Below are 16,045 nucleotides of genomic sequence, written 5' to 3'. Positions count from 1 at the left end.
CAATGATGATAGCCAAAATGATATCTAATCCACCTCCGGTCCGATTGTTGCTGTGTATTTTATTAACCGTCGCCAATGTACTTAATGAAGTAAAAGGTCGTGATTATTTTAACCCTGCGTTACTGGAGCGTACAGGATCCACAAATGGCGATGTTGATCTTTCCGGATTTGAGACAGGACAACAGGCGGAAGGAACATATCATGTTGATATTCTTCTTAATGGAGAGAATGTTGATACCCGCGATGTAGTGTTTACCAGACGGGAAGGGGGAATGCTGGAACCGTGTCTTTCTACAGAGTTGTTGGAGGGCTACGGTGTGAAGACAGCGTTATATCCAGGGCTTGTCAGGAACGAGAATTGCGCTGATCTATCCGCTATTCCTCAGGCTTCCAGCGAACTGTTATTTTCTTCCCAGAAGTTGTTATTGAGTATTCCGCAGGCCGCGCTTTCTTCACCAGCGCGCGGTTATGTTGCGCCAGAACAGTGGGATGAAGGTATTACAGCCATGATGCTCAATTACAGTCTCAGTGGGGATAACAGCCGGACAAAAGACACAGGAAACAACAGCAACAGTCAGTACGTTAACCTGCGTCCGGGAATTAACATTGGCCCGTGGCGGTTACGTAACTACAGCACCTGGAATAAAGACAGCCAGGGAAATGCGCACTGGGACACCGTCTATAGCTACGTGCAGCGCAATATTATTCCGCTGAAAGCGCAACTGGTACTGGGCGACAGTACTTCGCCAGCCGACGTTTTTGACAGCATTCCTTTTCGCGGCGGCCAACTTGCCTCTGATGATGAGATGATCCCAGATTCGCTGAAAGGCTATGCGCCGGTGGTGCGAGGAATCGCCCGTACAAACGCGCAGGTGATCATTCGACAAAATGGTTATCAAATTTACCAAAACTACGTCTCTCCAGGTGCGTTTGAAATAACCGATATGTACCCGACAGGAGGCGCGGGCGATCTCGACGTGAGTATCAAAGAAGCAGACGGTAGTGAACAACATTTTATCGTTCCGTTTGCTTCATTGCCCGTACTGCAGCGGGAAGGGCGTCTTAAATATGCATTGACCGCTGGGCGTTATCGCTCATATGACAGTCGGGTTGAGCAGACGTCCTTTGTTCAGGGAACGCTAATTTATGGTTTGCCGGCAGGATTCACGGCTTATGGCGGCGTCCAGGGGGCAGATAATTATCGTTCTGTTGCAGTAGGTATCGGGAAAAATCTTGGCGTGGTGGGGGCGGTTTCGGCTGATGTTAGCCAGTCCTGGTCCCAGCCACAGAATACGGGACAACAGCAGGGACAATCCTGGCGCATTCGTTACAGCAAAAACAGCGTGGTAACCGGGACAAACTTTTCGATTGCCGGGTATCGTTATTCAACGGCTGGCTATTCCGGGATGCAAGACACGTTTGATTCTTATGGGACCAGCAGCTCATCGATAGAGAAACGCCGTAATCGCATGGAGGCGACCATCAACCAGTCTCTGGGGGCGTCAGGTGGCTCCCTTTCGCTCAGCGCGGTGCGGGAAGATTACTGGCATTACGCAAAACCATTGCAGTCATGGAGCCTGAGTTATAACAACACCTGGCACGGAATAAGCTATGGGATTGGCTGGACGCAGAGTAAAAACGGTTATTCGGGCAGCAATGCTCGCTACGACAGCGAGCGTTTGGTGGCACTGAATATTAGCCTTCCACTGGAATGCTTTTCGAACAATTCCTGGGCCAGCTATAGCATGAATACCAGTCGTAACAGCGGGACAACGCACAGCGTCGGCTTGAGCGGGATGGCGCTGGAGGGAAATGCTCTGAACTGGAGTATTCGGCAGGGTTATGGTTCTGAGGATGCTGGTTATACCGGCAGCCTGAACGCTGATTATAAAGGCGGGTACGCTGAAGTCAGCGGGGGTTACAGTTACGATCGCAACCTGCAACGGGTGAATTATTCGCTAGCGGGGGGCGTACTCGCCCACGCGGATGGTGTCACATTTTCACAGCCATTGGGTGAAACCAACGTCTTGATTAAAGCGCCGGGCGCTGCGAATGTCGGTATAAAAAACCAAAGTGGCGTACGCACTGATTTTCGTGGATACACCGTTGCCAGTAACGTCTCTCCCTATCGCAAAAATGATATCGGACTGGAGACGGCAACTGTAGCAGATGACGTTGAGCTGGAACTGACTAATAAAACCGTGGTGCCGACACGTGGCGCGATAGTTCGCACAGATTTTGTGGCCAACGTAGGATTGCGTGTATTGCTCACGTTACGCCGTGATAACGGAAAACCTGTCCCATTTGGTGCGATGGTGACGGTCAGAGGTGTTCAGGGGCAAAGCTTCATTGTAGGGGATGACGGCCAGGTTTATTTAAGCGGCATGCAGCCACAAAGCATACTGGACGTTGTCTGGGGCAATGACAACCAACAGCACTGTACGGCTAAATATACGCTGAACAGCGAAGAAAATTATCGTGGTATTACCGTGACTGACAGTCTGTGTCGGTAACTCACTTTATTTATTGAGTCTATTAAGATGAACCGAATTTACGTTCTCTGTATTTTATTGTTACTCCCCGGTTTGAGCTATGCTGATAATTGTTCCGTCAATGCGACGCTATTTGGCACAGTTACCATGGGCAATATTCTCGTGCAACGCGATGCGCCGGTAGGTAGCGAAATTGCGCGGGCCAGACTTTCCGGGTATGCAAAGCTTGAAGTGGATGCTCCCGACAAGCCAACGTCATGCAGTGGCGGTTATACGTTTAATTATTTATCGGCAACAAACTCGCCAATAAATAATGTATTTAACACTAACCTCGATGGTGTGGGGATACGCGTATCAGTTTCACCTGGTAGCTTTGTGCTGCCATCCAACGGTACGGCTTACGTTTATAATCTCGGTTTTTACGATGTGATGTTAATTAAAACCGGGAAAATAACCCCTGGATATTTAACGCCGGGAGTAATAATGCAGGGATGGTTCGTCACACCGGATAATTATTTTACGCAAATTTCCCTCGATGCAAATACTCAGGTAACGGTATTAGCATGCTCTGTTACCAGCCAGACGCTGAATTTTAACCTTGGCGACATTAATGCCAGTGAATTCTCTAACCAATCGGGGTTTAACCCGCCGCGTAGCGATAGCCAGAACCTTGGACTTAACTGTGATGCGTCCGCCAACATTAACGTGGAACTCATGGGCACGCAAAACCCCGATGTGACAGGCGATACGAGCGTGTTGGCGCTGAACGGTCAGGGAACGCCGGGAACTGCAGACGGGGTAGGGATACAAATGCTTTATAACAACGTTCCGTTGCAACTGAATAATCGCATTGCGTTGAAGCGTTCAGCGGGCGGGCAGGAAACATTTCCGCTGGTGGCGCGTTACTACCAGACCAGGTCGGTCGTCAGACCGGGAAGCGCCAATGCAACCGCGACGCTGAATATTACTTACCAATAACAGGGAATAAAGAATGTTACCTGGAAAAAGGACGGCCATAGCGATGGTACTCGCATCACCGGCATGGGGCATAGGCGATCCGGTGACGCTCAATATCAACGGCAATGTCAAAACTGCGCCCTGTCAGGTGAGCAGTGACAGTGTGACCAAAACTGTTGATTTAACGCCTGGGCAATCTGTTACCGCTTCATCGTTATACACCGCGAGTTCGACCACGCCGTGGGTCGCTTTTGAGTTAAGTGTTGAACAGTGTCCTGCCGGGACAAGTCGCGTTACGGTATTGTTTAACGGCAACGCCGATAGTGACCATCCCAATGATATGTACCGGAATACCGGTACCGCCTCACCCGTCGCAATCCAGTTACAGGCGAGCGATGGCGTGCCCCTTGGCGACGGAAAATCATTAACTGCAAATATTTCCAATCAGCGTTATACATGGCGTTTGCGCGCCAGAATTTATAGTGAGCAAGGGCAGGTAACACCTGGAACCATCAACTCTGCGATTACTATTTCTATGACCTACCAATAAACTAAAGCAGGCGCCTTAATGAACATCAGCATCCGCTGTGATGACAATATGTATAAATTGGGATTAATCGCATTACTTAGAGAAATATTTTCACTGGAATTGGGCAGGCAAACGCTGAGTATTCACAATTTTGACTCTAAAAATAGGGCAACTGATGATGTGATGATTTTAATGCTCAGCCCCGGTGAACATTATCTTTGCCATTCAGAGTTCTTTACACGATCGCCAGGGCTTATTGTGGGTTTAATTGACAGGGAGCATATTCCTGCGCGTGGCGAAGTGCCTTCATGTATCAACCATATTATTTTTATTCCACACGATACTTCGGCCAGTCAGATGGGGGCGGTGATTAAACATCACTGGTCCTTAGTGAAAAATGCAAATTTTACCAATAAGGGGCGCTCTTGCTTGGGTTGCCCACATAAAACATTCACAGCGCAGCAGCATCAGTTAATTCGTTTATTATTGTCAGGGCTCACATCAAAGCAAATTGGTTTGCATATGCATATTTGTCAGAAAACTGTGCTGGCGCACCGTCGAGCCTTAATGAATAAATTTAGGTTGAGGTCGGATTGCGAATTATTACAATTCCTCATCGCTGCGCAGGAAAAGAGGGTGTTCAGCGCGGAGATACCAGCAGCGAGTGAAGAAACAATAACACGGCCAATTGCACCTGATGCAGAATTGTACATGCTCCCGGTGAGCAGCAGATAGGAAGCCACCTGCTTAGCAGGTGGCTTATGCTCAAGATTACTCAGGGTCTTAGCCCGGATAAATTCCGCGATCTTTACGTGCCAGTAAAATACGCTCGCAGGCAACAATATAGGCGGCGGTACGCAGAGAGCAGGATTTCTCGGCCGCTTTTTCCCATACGTGTACCATCGCATCGGTCATGATTTTATCCATGCGTTGGTTGATCTCTTCTTCGCTCCAGAAGAAGCTTGCCATGTCCTGAACCCATTCGAAGTAGCTGACGGTAACGCCCCCAGCGTTACAAACCACGTCAGGTACAACCACAATACCACGGCTAGCCAGAACATCATCTGCATCAGGATAGGTTGGACCGTTGGCGCCTTCGAGTACTAGTTTACAGGTTAGCGTTTCAGCGCGGTGACGCGTGATCTGACCTTCGAGCGCTGCAGGGATCAGTATGTCCATCTCCAGGCTCCAGAACGCCTCGCTGGCGATGGTTTCAGCTCCCGGGAAACCTGCAATCTGCTTGTGTTCCAGTTGCCAGGCTGACAGCGCGGACATGTCGATACCGGTAGCGTTAAACAGCGTCGCGGTGTGATCCTGAATAGCAACGACACGTGCGCCTGCTGCCGCGAAAAGACGGGCGGCTTCACTGCCGACGTTACCAAAACCTTGCACTGCAACACGAGCGCCTTCAACTTCGATATTAGCACGACGAGCCACTTCCAGACCGCTGACAAAAACGCCGCGACCGGTGGCTTTATCACGGCCTAACGAGCCGCCAAGGTGAATAGGTTTACCGGTGACAACACTGGTCACGGTGGTGCCGTGGTTCATGGAATAGGTATCCATCATCCAGGCCATCACTTTACCGTTTGTACCCACATCCGGCGCAGGTATGTCTTTCTGCGGTCCTATAATAATGCCGATTTCGCTGGTATAGCGACGGGTCAAACGCTCCAGTTCGCCCTCAGACAGTGAGAACGGATCGACGCGCACACCCCCTTTGGCACCGCCGTACGGCAGATTCAATGCCGCGCATTTGATGGTCATCCATGCGGACAGGGCCATCACTTCATTAAGATCAACATCAGGATGAAAACGCACACCACCTTTGCCCGGACCGCGCGAAAGGTTATGTTGCACACGATACCCTTCAAAATGACGGATAGTCCCGTCATCCATTTGTACCGGGATATCGACAATCAATGCGCGTTTTGGGTGACGCAGGGTATCCACCCAATGGGAAAGTTCGCCCAGGTAAGGGGCCACACGCTCGATTTGTTGCAGGTAGGTATTCCAGGCAGATGTGCTGCTATCTGAAGCGTAAGATAACTTATCCATGATAAACCTTAGTTATAAAAGTAATATGTTCTTAATTTGGCCGTGGTATACAGTGAATCTCACCATATAAACCTAAATTTAACATTTTTTTCGACAGGTGGCCTGTCCAGCCAACACGGCTTATCGGTATGGATAGTATGGGCTTTATCTGGAAAATGAATAATTATGCTTTTCTTTAACTATTTTGCGGTTTTTATTGCGGTATGGGTGATTTGGTATGCGTGTTTTGCAAAAAACACATTTTGTCAGATTTATGACGCACCTCTAAAAGTAAACAATATGATAATAAAATGTATTTGCTTTATTGCGTCGAGCTGGGCGTCTGTCGGGTCAAGGCCCGTGGAAAATGACTTTGTATCCTTGCTCATTCCAGTGTTGCAGCAGTTCATTTTGTCTTCTGGTTGGCGTCGTACCGGTCCAGACAAAAAGTGTTTGTCCGGGGAATAGCTCAGGACGTGGTGTTTCAATAGGTTCTGCAAGAATGGCGATATGCCACCCGGATTGCGATAAGCGCCAGGCCTCCAGCCATAAGCGGGTTCTGTCTTCAACATCCCAGGCCATCAGAATGGCATCTTTCCCTGACTTGCGACGCGTTTCCGACAGGAGTACCGCAACATATTCAATCAGCGCGCCGTCAAGCATACTGTTCATTATGCGAGAGGTATTATGATCAAGTATGAGCCGCTGACGTACAGGGAGATAGACTCGGTCAATCAACGCATCTACCGGATACGCGCGGCCAAGAGAGAGCATTTTGGCCCGCAGTTTCGGCGGATGCGCCATCCGCAGAATGCTCATCATCTCTTCCTGCAGCTGATTCCAGTCATCGTCAGTTTCACGGGTACTGGTTTCCAGTAATGCTTTAACTTTCCCAACAGGCGTACCATTGCTAATCCAACGTTTGATTTCTTCAATACGTTGAATATCCTCTTCATCAAAGAGTCGATGGCCGCCTTCACTTCGTTGAGGTTTGAGTAAACCGTAGCGTCGTTGCCATGCCCGAAGGGTCACAGGATTTATCCCGCAACGCTCTGCGACGTCGCCAATGCTGTAATAAGCCATAGTTCCCCCAACACGCCTGATTCTCCGTCACCGATATGCGGTTCCTGTCACTTTGTACAACATGCATCAAATTGTACAAAACATACAGAGCATTCTAGCAAAATTAAGATTTACTTTACTATCACGCGTGAGAATCTTACTGCATTCAACATCAAATAGCGGAGCGGGGTAACAAAAATTTTTCATAATGTCATTAAGTTACAGCTTACCCTAAGCGAGTTTATTTTTTCTCAGGCCATGCTACTGAAGGGGTACCATTCAGCAAGGCTGCTGCAAATAAGTTACCCTGGAAAAGCTCGATCCCGGCGGATTCAAGCCACATCCATTCTTCGGGTTTTTCAATGCCAACGGCGGAAAGTTGAATCTCAAGTGAAGTACAGCATTTAATGATCGCCTGAATGATAGCTTGCCTCGGGCCACTTTTATGGACATCAGCAATGAGTTCACGGCTTATCTTTATTCTGTCCGGCTGGAAACGAGACAGGAGCAATAGCCCGGCATAACCCGCGCCGAAATGATCAACTGCCACACAAATCCCCGATGCTTTAAGTGATTTTACCGCCTGTGCAAAAGCATCAAAGCGTGAGATGACTTCGCTCTCGGTAAATTCCACAATGATTTGTTCAGGGACCAGCCCATTTGCGGCTATTTCATGAATCAGAAAGTTAACAGCGTCGGGTCTGTTCACCAGCGTCATAGGTAACAGGTTGACTGACAACATTTTTTCACCAAGGTTCAGCGCGCTGGCCATGGCAAATGCCGTCTTTTTACTTTCCAGATCCGCTGTGTACATCTCTTCCGTGCTTAATTTGTCAAAGTACGCTGCCGGAGTTTCCCCATCTTTACCACGAATCAGCGCTTCCAGAGCGATAACGCGTTGTGAGAGAGGATCGATAATTGGTTGAAAGGCAAAGGTGTAGTCGGTATTTGACGCAAGCTCTGCTTTATTAAGGGTGGTACCACTATTATCGGTAATAAAATCCCAGAAATTGGCAGCAGGGATTTCGAAATAAGTCGATTTTTCTGTCGCCAGTACGAATGTCCGGAAAAACTGCAATGCCCGGTCATCATACGTGAGCTGGAATTTTGACGTTCCCTGATTCAGTACAGCTTGTAAGACCTCAGCCCGTTCATGTTTTTGTAAATCAAATAACTCCATCCCGACCTTCCCGAACCGGCGCGCTGGGGCATAATCGCACATCAGTTCGACAATATTGTAGTGCCGTGGGTCGTTACAAATACAACGATAAATCTCCTTCACCTGCTCCTCTGGGCCTTCAAGTAGTTGGAAAAAATGCCGACCGTTAAAGAGCAAGATCCCCGTAACATCAGATCGCCTGTTTTTCAGATTTGCGGCCACCACCATATCCTCAATCGCATAGAGGGGGGCGTCATCACGTAGATGGCTACGGTAAATAATGGTCGTGAGCATGGAAAGTCCGGGATTAAGGGATGAGGTGAGGACAGTATCAGACAAACGCGGTTATGTCCTGATTTTCAATACATTATTTTAACTGTAATTTTACATAATAAGGTTCAACAAAAATCGTAATTGCCCTGGTTCATAGAGGTTGTACAATGGGTGGAGATATCGTGTTTTTCTTTTTCTTCGTAACATATTGATAAATAAAATATAGCACTTTATGTTAAAATTTGCCTTATCTCGATGTACACATTTTTGGTACAACTTTGCTACTGTTATAAAACTTAATACTCACCAGCATTTTGTTACAGGAGCAACATATGCAGCAGCACAGAGTTCTCACTGATTCCGCACACGCAATCTCTCGTTACTTTGCAAAAGCGCATCTTCCTACACAGCAGGAAACATTGGGAGAGATCGTCACTGAGATATTGAAAGATGGACGTAACCTGAGCCGAAAGTCACTCTGTGCCAAGCTTTTGAACCGTCTTGAAAAAGCATCCGGAGAGGATGAACAGAAGCATTACAATGCCTTAATCGGCCTGCTCTTCGAATAAAGGGATGCCCTAAAACATCTAAATGGGGAAAGTAGTGAAGTAGTTATGAAGAAAACTGACCATGAACGCTTGAAACACGAAATTACAGGTTTAGCTGTTATACAGATTTTGCGCATGAACACGGCAATATCACTACCCGCATTGATTAAGCAATTACGTCTTATGAAGGTGAGTGAAGCGGATGCCGGGCGTAGACATCTTATTGACAGCATAATTCATGATTTCACAGATTCTAATGCGGCAAGGATGAACCCCAAACCGGAAAGAACTGGTGATGAGAGTGTATTCAGTGGCAGTAAAAAGCCTAAATTACATTAGAGACCATTTTCCATACTATACAAGCGAGGTGACTATGCTTCAGGAAATGAATGTTCACAGAGCAATAGCAGATAAGGCTTTGTCGAGTTACTTCCGTAATGCCGGTGAGCTATTAGCAGATGAATCCGTTGTATTGGGACAAGCAGTAACAAATGTGATTTTAGCTGGTGATAATGTTAATAATAAAAATATCATTTTAAGCCTGATCGCTTCACTGGAATCGACAACCGATGTTGTTCAGGCTGATATCATCAGAAAAACACTGGAAATAGTGTTGCGCTATACCGCTGACGACGTCTAATAAAGTTATTTTATAATCATGAAGCTCCAGCATCCATAGTATGTGCTGAGTATTTGTATACTTTGAATTAAGACTACACATAGCATCTTCTCATTCTTAGACTGCATTATTATGGGCTTGATATGATTAATTCAATTCCGGAAAATTATATTTTCCAGTGCGCTTTATACAAGAATTTAGAGCGCAATGTGATGTTGAAAATGGGTTATGTCAGTGATGACATTCTTGTTCAGGCACTTAGTGTACAGCTGAAGAATGAGAAGAATGCTATATTAATCGATCTCTATATGCAGATTATGCGTCACCTTCAACCAGGTATTCGTTCTGAACCCCGTCAGATTAATTGTGATTTTTTAGAGGTCATAAATAATGAATACAGTTCAGGAACACGCCAGACATGCAGAATTGTGGATTGATGATGTCTATATCAGACAAGGCCTGGAGAATATTCTCGCTGATATAGAATATAAAGATAAGAACGTGCACCTTGTTTTCTTTACGATTAACTACTTCAACACTGTCAAAAAGCAAAACTATGATCTCAGGACGCATCGGCTGGTGCTTCTGATTGATGGTCATCTGTATCAGTATCTCAATGAACTTTCGTTCTACAGGCTTCCTGTAGACAGTGGCGTAGCCTCAATCAAAAAATTTATCGCTGAAATTATCAGCATTGATACTGAACACGGCCAGCAATCTGAAATAAATATCGTCCTGACTGAACGGGATAAATTTATCTTAACGCAATTAGGGGAAGGGCGGACTATTTCTGAAATTTCTGGCTTGCTTAACCTGCACTTAAAAACGATTTACCTGAGCAGGCAAAATCTGATCAAGAAACTTGGCTGTTCGGGGTTGATTGATTTTCAGGGAATACTGCAAACCCCAATATTCAGGAACTGGCTGAAACATGCCTGAGTAAAATACAGTGCATGGATTTTTGGCATTTGGCATTCTCAATATGACGCGGTGTATGCGATTCCGTTCCGGTAGCCAAAATATCTGCTGCTGTTTGTCATATTCATCGCGCCCTCAGTTGAGTCGCTAAGGAAGGGTTACAAGCAAGTGCTCTTTGTGTTACTAAAAGAAGTATGACGGGAAGGTTCTTAGAGCCTGGACTCGGTACGTCCCTATGGGCTGAGGGATCCCCAGAAAATCCACATCAGTAAACCGGCACCATACGGCGCATCTTAAAGATTCTGGAGTAGCACAACCTGGGGATTCTCTATAAAATGTCCATTAACCTTGGCATAAATAATGAGAATGTTTAAAATGCAAGCTTCCGTTCCGTTGCGTTTACTGGAAGTAAACTCGTCACTGATTTGGCACTGGCCGTATTTGCAAAGTGTTATTACAGTGATGATACGGGATCAATTTAACGGGCTTGTCATTAACCAACAGAACTTATTTTCTTTGTTAGTCTCTCCTTCAAAATATTGTCAGCATGGTCGTGAGAATCTGCTTCGTGAACATCAGGAGCATTTACTTTATTTGCAGCGTTTATGCCGGTATTGCCGTACTTCCGGCATTCGGGTGTGGCTGCAAGGAGAGGCGCTTCCCCGTGACGGTAAAATCCAGGAAAAATACCCTGAATATGCGCTAATTGATAACAGCAATGCGGACGAAATTTTCTGGAAAAATTTTTATCAGTACGATCTCTATGAGGCCCTGGATACATTGCCGGGTATTGATGGGGTAATTGTTAATCTTCCTAGACATCAGCCTTATAAAGCCAACTGGGTTTCAACACTCCCTTATCTCTATAAGACACTGCGTACCCTCGGAAAAAAAATGGTGTTACGTGACTATATGGAGGATGAAGCCGCCTCGTGGCAACTAGTTAATGCCTTGCAAGTATTACCTCAGGATGTGCGGGTCTCCATAAAGGCGGTTGCACAGGGATATCGCCCTGGATTTGTTAATAATCCGCTCCTGACTCAACTTGATGGCCGAATCAAGTGGATTGAGTTCGACATGTGGGGGCTGGAATATGGCTGGACGCTTCTTCCATGCTACCTGTTAGAGGAAATCCAGGGCCGGTTAAGCTGGGTAGAGAGCATGGTGGGCGAGGATCTGGAGGCCATAACGGGGCGGCTTAACTGGGAATGGATCTCCAACAGTTCGCTGATAAATTCAGTTAATTCTGTTAACTTGCACGGCCTGGCGATGTTTGGCCGCGAAATCTTTATGACGGAAAAACAGGCCTTTCACTGCTGGCTGACGGATATGCTTGAGCATAAAGTGGGGACGATTGAGGTGAACCTCTTCCACCAGCTGTACATCTGTAGCTATGAATGGATGAGAAAGACACCCTACATTCTGGGGCATGTTTTGCATCATTACAGCCAGGTGCCAGACAGCTACGCCCTGGCCGTAAAGCAGCTTCAGCTGCATGTGCGCAAATCCGATGATTATGCCCTGTCGACCCTGTTTCCGGTAAACGATCCCGATAGTGGACGTGAGCAATTCCAGCAGTTGGTATTGGAAAAAGAGCGGGCTCTTTTCCTTGCTCAGGATTCACGTAACCGGCTCTATCACATCATCCATTCTGTTGCGATGTCCAATGAGAAGAGGGAGCTGTTTAAGCGAGTCTGGGAACGCGTCCCTTGGTATACCGAAATGTTTAACCGCGTCTCACGCAGCGTTGCCATGAAAATGATGGTAGACAATTATGGTCATCAGAGCGGTATTTCTTTATTTGAATTAACGAAAGAAATTAATGAATTGCGTATTCTGGCAACACGACTTTCAGAATGGATGGATAGGGAAGAACAGCAGCAGCCCCATTATCTGGCGATGCTATTTGATCCTGCCAGGCTGATTAGCCTGGCAGACAGTCTGACTGAAAATGAATAGATTACGCGTCAGCGTTTTTAAGCTGTTGGTAAAAATCACGCAGGATATAAAAGGCTTTTTTACGCGTTACCTTGTCAGCGGTAATAAGGCCCTTGCAATTGAATCCCTTCTGATAGGGATTCTGACGTCGTTCTGTCCGGTAGTCATACAATAACCACGGGGTAAAACCTCGAATGTAATTGAGTTTTGGCAAATATTCGGTCTGCTTGCGATATACCTCCGCCATATAGTTTTCCGAGAACGGCCCTGACGTCGGTGCATTATCACCGATAACCCCTTCAGCCCCGGTTTCGGTAATAACGACGGGCTTAGAAGGTGATGAATTTTCTCCTAGTACAATCAGATCGTCGAAATTCTCTTCATACCAGCCGTAATACTCGTTAAGGCCGATAATATCGAGATGCTCCGCCAGGCGATCTTCAATCTTCATTTTGGCATGGTTAACAAGGCAGGCGGCAGAAATTAAACGGCTTGGATCGGCCTGACGAGCGGTGTCAACCAGCATGGTCATAAAGTCCAGCCGTTCGTCGGTATCCGCGTTTTCATTACCGACCGACCAGATAATCACGCTGGCACGGTTACGGTCGCGATAAATCAACTCCATCAACTGATTATGTGCATCGCGCTGGGTAGCCGGATTTTTAAAATCTATCGCCCAGTAGTTTGGGATCTCTTCCCAGAGCAATAAGCCGACTTCATCCGCTATGCGAGCCGCCATCTCATGATGTGGATAATGCGCCAGCCTCAGGTAGTTACAGTTAAGCTCTTTTGCATGGTGAAACCGGCGGCGGATATCTGCTTCACTGGTCATTTTTCCGGACAGAAGATCGTCTTCGTGACAGTTAACGCCGCGAAGATAGAGTGACTGACCGTTCAGACGGATATCCGTCCCTACAACTTCTATTTGCCTGAAGCCGACACGATCGCACACGCAGTCACGTCCCAGCGATGCCATCACGCGATATAATTTGGGACGGTCAGGGGACCAGATCTGCGGCTCGGCAGACAGCTCTGCGTTCGCCACGCCGTTAATCACTGGAAGCGTGACGGCAATACCCAGCTCTGAGATCGTTAAGTTGACCTCCTTCGCCTCTCCTTCCACGGCAATTTTTACCGCGATCCGGTTATATTTACCATCAGGCACTAAATAGACAAACAAATCCCGGATATAGGATTGCGGGGTGCGATACAGTTCAATTTCACGGTATATCCCACCATAGTTAAACCAGTCGTTATTTCGTAAGGGTAAACGGTCGGTAGTACGCGTATTATTTACGCAGATCATCAGCACATTATTTCCCGGCTGAATTTCGGAGGTTAACTCAGCGCAAAATGGCGTGGAGCCACCATAATGGTTGCCAATAAAGTGATGGTTGAGGAACACTTTGCAATCGTAGTTAGCCGCGCCAATGCGCAAGAAAATACGTTCGTCCGCGTCCCGTTCGATATAATCGATTTCCCGGGTATACCAGGCGCTTCCCTCAAAGTAGAACCACTTTTCGTTCATCATCTGCCAGCATCCCGGAACCGGTACGGAATCGCCAGCAAAGGGATCGTAGTCGTAAGGATCGCGGCGCGTTTCTTGATCGCGCTTTTCCAGGAGATGCCATTTTTGCCTTAGCCCGGTGTCATGGAGATCCAGCGTAAAACGCCACTCGCCGCTCAGGCTTTCACCGTCACGCCCCCCGGTGAACAGCAGATTGGTGTGATTAAAATTCTGCGTATTGTACGGGGTGTCATATTGCTCGTTGTGTAAGCACTCTACGGCATTTTCAGCCAGGTTCGATTTTTCCAGCATGAGATATCCTTCCTAAATGAGGTGTTTCTGAAGGATAACGGTTCAAATTCAGACTCAGGACTGCTTCCTCAATCTCTGACGGAATCGAAAGTGGGAAAAAACCGTAAATGTGATGGATGTCGAAAATGGGCCGTATTTTCATGTGATCGACATCTCATTATAAATTTTGTCAAAGTGATCTCTGTCACATCAACACTTACGGGTAGCGATATTACTCACATAAATTCAGGGAGGAACTTCGGGGATCTCAATTCCATTTCTAACCCGTCACGGACTCTGACCCGGTCACTTACAATGGCGAAAGTTAACAGTTATTTGTATTGGGTCTGTTTGGATACATTATCTTATCGTGATGGAGGAAATACGATGGGGCAGTTGCAAAGCGGTGTCAGTAATGAGGCAGTAAAGGCAGGATCGGCAACCAGTCGATATCGATGGACAATTTGCGCATTACTCTTTTTTTCCGTCACCATTAATAATCTCGACAGATCTATTTTAGGTTTGCTCGCGCCAATGCTCCAGAAGGATATTGGCTGGAATGAGATTGAGTACGGAAATATTGTTACCGCATTTCAGGCGGCCTATGCGGTAGGTTTATTACTGTGTGGACGTATTGTTGATGTCTATGGCGCCCGCCTGGTCTTGCCCATTGCACTCGCACTCTGGAGTTTCGCGGCGATGGCGCACGGCATGGTCGGTACGGTTGTTGGATTTATTTACGCACGCATCTTTCTTGGACTGGGTGAAAGCGCCAACTTCCCTTCAGCCGTGAAGGTAACCGCAGAATGGTTCCCCAAACGAGAGCGCGCATTCGCAACGGGCATATTTAACGCTGGTTCGAATGTCGGGAATGTGTTTGCGCCGGTCATTATTCCCTGGATAGCCTTACAGTGGGGCTGGCGTGAAGCCTTTATCGTGACGGGCGCGGTAGGGCTTATCTGGATTGCCTTCTGGCTACTGCTGTATGGAAAACCGGAGAAAGTTAAGAAAGTAAACAAAGAAGAATTGGCCTGGATCCATCAGGATGATGATGCAGAGACGGCAGCGCAAACCACGCAAAAAATAAGCTGGTTAGGGCTGCTAAAATATAAGCAAACCTGGGCATTCGCCGTCTGTAAATTCCTTACCGACCCTATTTTTTGGTTCTTCCTCTTCTGGATCCCGAAGTGGCTACACGACGCTCGCGATATTGATATGGCCCATATGGCGATGCCGCTGGTGCTCATCAATGTGCTGGCAACGCTTGGCGGTCTTGCCGGAGGCTATCTCCCAGCATGGATGGTTAACCGTGGAATAGCAGTAAATAAGGCGCGTAAGTTTACCTTATTATTATGCGCAATCTGTGTGCTCCCGATTTTATTGGTCTCTAACGTTTCTAATCTGTGGGTGGCGGTAACGTTAATTGGTATTGCTGTCGCGGCGCATCAGGGTTGGTCCGTCAATCTTTATACCAGCGTATCGGATATGTTTCCTAAACAAGCGGTGGGTGCTGTGGTCGGTATCGGCTGCCTGATAGGCTCGCTTGGCTCCATTCTCTTTACCCAAGCGACGGGACATATTTTGCAGGCAACGGGCAGCTACTGGTCTATTTTCCTGATGGGCGGATTTGCTTATCTGCTGGGTTTCCTGATTATGCACGTATTAATTCCAACCATGTCGGTTGCTAAATTTAAATAATATTGATCTCACAGGTA

At 47.1% G+C, this 16,045-nt stretch carries 15 protein-coding genes; 11 read left to right on the top strand and 4 right to left on the bottom strand.

What is annotated here, in order from left to right; genetic code table 11:
• The first annotated feature begins 2 nt into the window (after window positions 1-2).
• The 4 genes from FDX14_RS20795 to FDX14_RS20780 are packed head-to-tail and all read left to right on the top strand — an operon-like array spanning window position 3 to window position 4,713.
• On the top strand, window positions 3-2,513 hold the full coding sequence (locus FDX14_RS20795) for a fimbria/pilus outer membrane usher protein (protein ID WP_137350168.1): 2,511 nt from the start codon (window positions 3-5) through the stop codon (window positions 2,511-2,513).
• Window positions 2,514-2,540: 27 nt separating this feature from the next.
• Window positions 2,541-3,470, top strand: coding sequence for a fimbrial protein (locus FDX14_RS20790; protein ID WP_064507020.1), 930 nt, complete (start codon window positions 2,541-2,543; stop codon window positions 3,468-3,470).
• 13 nt (window positions 3,471-3,483) lie between these two features.
• Entirely contained in the window at window positions 3,484-3,999 is a 516-nt protein-coding gene (locus FDX14_RS20785) for a fimbrial protein (RefSeq protein WP_042307914.1), read from the top strand.
• 18 nt (window positions 4,000-4,017) lie between these two features.
• Window positions 4,018-4,713: a helix-turn-helix transcriptional regulator gene (locus FDX14_RS20780; RefSeq protein WP_042307915.1), complete on the top strand. Its 696-nt coding sequence runs from the start codon at window positions 4,018-4,020 to the stop codon at window positions 4,711-4,713.
• A 48-nt stretch (window positions 4,714-4,761) separates the two neighbouring features.
• On the opposite strand, the gene FDX14_RS20775 is transcribed toward FDX14_RS20780, so the two are convergent.
• The 3 genes from FDX14_RS20775 to FDX14_RS20765 all read right to left on the bottom strand — a co-directional run bounded on the left by FDX14_RS20775 (window position 4,762) and on the right by FDX14_RS20765 (window position 8,530).
• Window positions 4,762-6,036 carry a Glu/Leu/Phe/Val family dehydrogenase gene (locus FDX14_RS20775; RefSeq protein WP_042307917.1) on the bottom strand — a complete coding sequence of 425 codons (1,275 nt, stop codon included), beginning with the start codon at window positions 6,034-6,036 and terminating at the stop codon, window positions 4,762-4,764.
• 330 nt (window positions 6,037-6,366) lie between these two features.
• The gene (locus FDX14_RS20770) at window positions 6,367-7,098 is read right to left on the bottom strand and encodes a MerR family transcriptional regulator (protein ID WP_042307920.1); all 732 of its coding nucleotides are present in this window, start codon (window positions 7,096-7,098) and stop codon (window positions 6,367-6,369) included.
• Between the two features lie 220 nt (window positions 7,099-7,318).
• Complete coding sequence (locus FDX14_RS20765; protein ID WP_042307923.1) at window positions 7,319-8,530, bottom strand: diguanylate phosphodiesterase; 1,212 nt, start codon at window positions 8,528-8,530, stop codon at window positions 7,319-7,321.
• Window positions 8,531-8,841: 311 nt separating this feature from the next.
• On the opposite strand from FDX14_RS20765, the gene ycgZ reads away from it, so the two are divergent.
• The 6 genes from ycgZ to FDX14_RS20735 all read left to right on the top strand — a co-directional run bounded on the left by ycgZ (window position 8,842) and on the right by FDX14_RS20735 (window position 12,553).
• Entirely contained in the window at window positions 8,842-9,078 is a 237-nt protein-coding gene (gene ycgZ / locus FDX14_RS20760) for a regulatory protein YcgZ (protein WP_042307924.1), read from the top strand.
• A 45-nt stretch (window positions 9,079-9,123) separates the two neighbouring features.
• A complete protein-coding gene (locus tag FDX14_RS20755; protein ID WP_137350162.1) occupies window positions 9,124-9,396 on the top strand; it encodes a hypothetical protein in 273 nt (90 codons plus the stop codon).
• 34 nt (window positions 9,397-9,430) lie between these two features.
• Entirely contained in the window at window positions 9,431-9,697 is a 267-nt protein-coding gene (locus FDX14_RS20750; protein ID WP_038641176.1) for a biofilm/acid-resistance regulator YmgB/AriR, read from the top strand.
• A gap of 122 nt (window positions 9,698-9,819) precedes the next feature.
• Window positions 9,820-10,113, top strand: a complete 294-nt coding sequence (locus FDX14_RS20745; protein ID WP_137350161.1) for a hypothetical protein — start codon at window positions 9,820-9,822, stop codon at window positions 10,111-10,113.
• A complete protein-coding gene (locus FDX14_RS20740) occupies window positions 10,067-10,615 on the top strand; it encodes a LuxR C-terminal-related transcriptional regulator (protein WP_252182546.1) in 549 nt (182 codons plus the stop codon). The genes FDX14_RS20745 and FDX14_RS20740 overlap by 47 nt, the downstream gene beginning before the upstream one ends.
• Before the next feature lie 354 nt (window positions 10,616-10,969).
• On the top strand, window positions 10,970-12,553 hold the full coding sequence (locus tag FDX14_RS20735) for a hypothetical protein (RefSeq protein ID WP_137350159.1): 1,584 nt from the start codon (window positions 10,970-10,972) through the stop codon (window positions 12,551-12,553).
• A gap of 1 nt (window position 12,554) precedes the next feature.
• Here the strand turns inward: FDX14_RS20735 and FDX14_RS20730 are convergent, their stop codons facing one another.
• Window positions 12,555-14,351, bottom strand: coding sequence for a glycoside hydrolase family 2 protein (locus FDX14_RS20730; protein WP_137350158.1), 1,797 nt, complete (start codon window positions 14,349-14,351; stop codon window positions 12,555-12,557).
• A gap of 366 nt (window positions 14,352-14,717) precedes the next feature.
• On the opposite strand from FDX14_RS20730, the gene FDX14_RS20725 reads away from it, so the two are divergent.
• Window positions 14,718-16,028: an MFS transporter gene (locus tag FDX14_RS20725; protein ID WP_137350157.1), complete on the top strand. Its 1,311-nt coding sequence runs from the start codon at window positions 14,718-14,720 to the stop codon at window positions 16,026-16,028.
• Window positions 16,029-16,045: the final 17 nt, after the last annotated feature.

The sequence above is a fragment of the Citrobacter sp. wls710 genome (genome assembly GCF_005281115.1).
Lineage (GTDB): Bacteria > Pseudomonadota > Gammaproteobacteria > Enterobacterales > Enterobacteriaceae > Citrobacter > Citrobacter werkmanii.
This window is presented reverse-complemented; position numbering and strand designations above follow the sequence as displayed.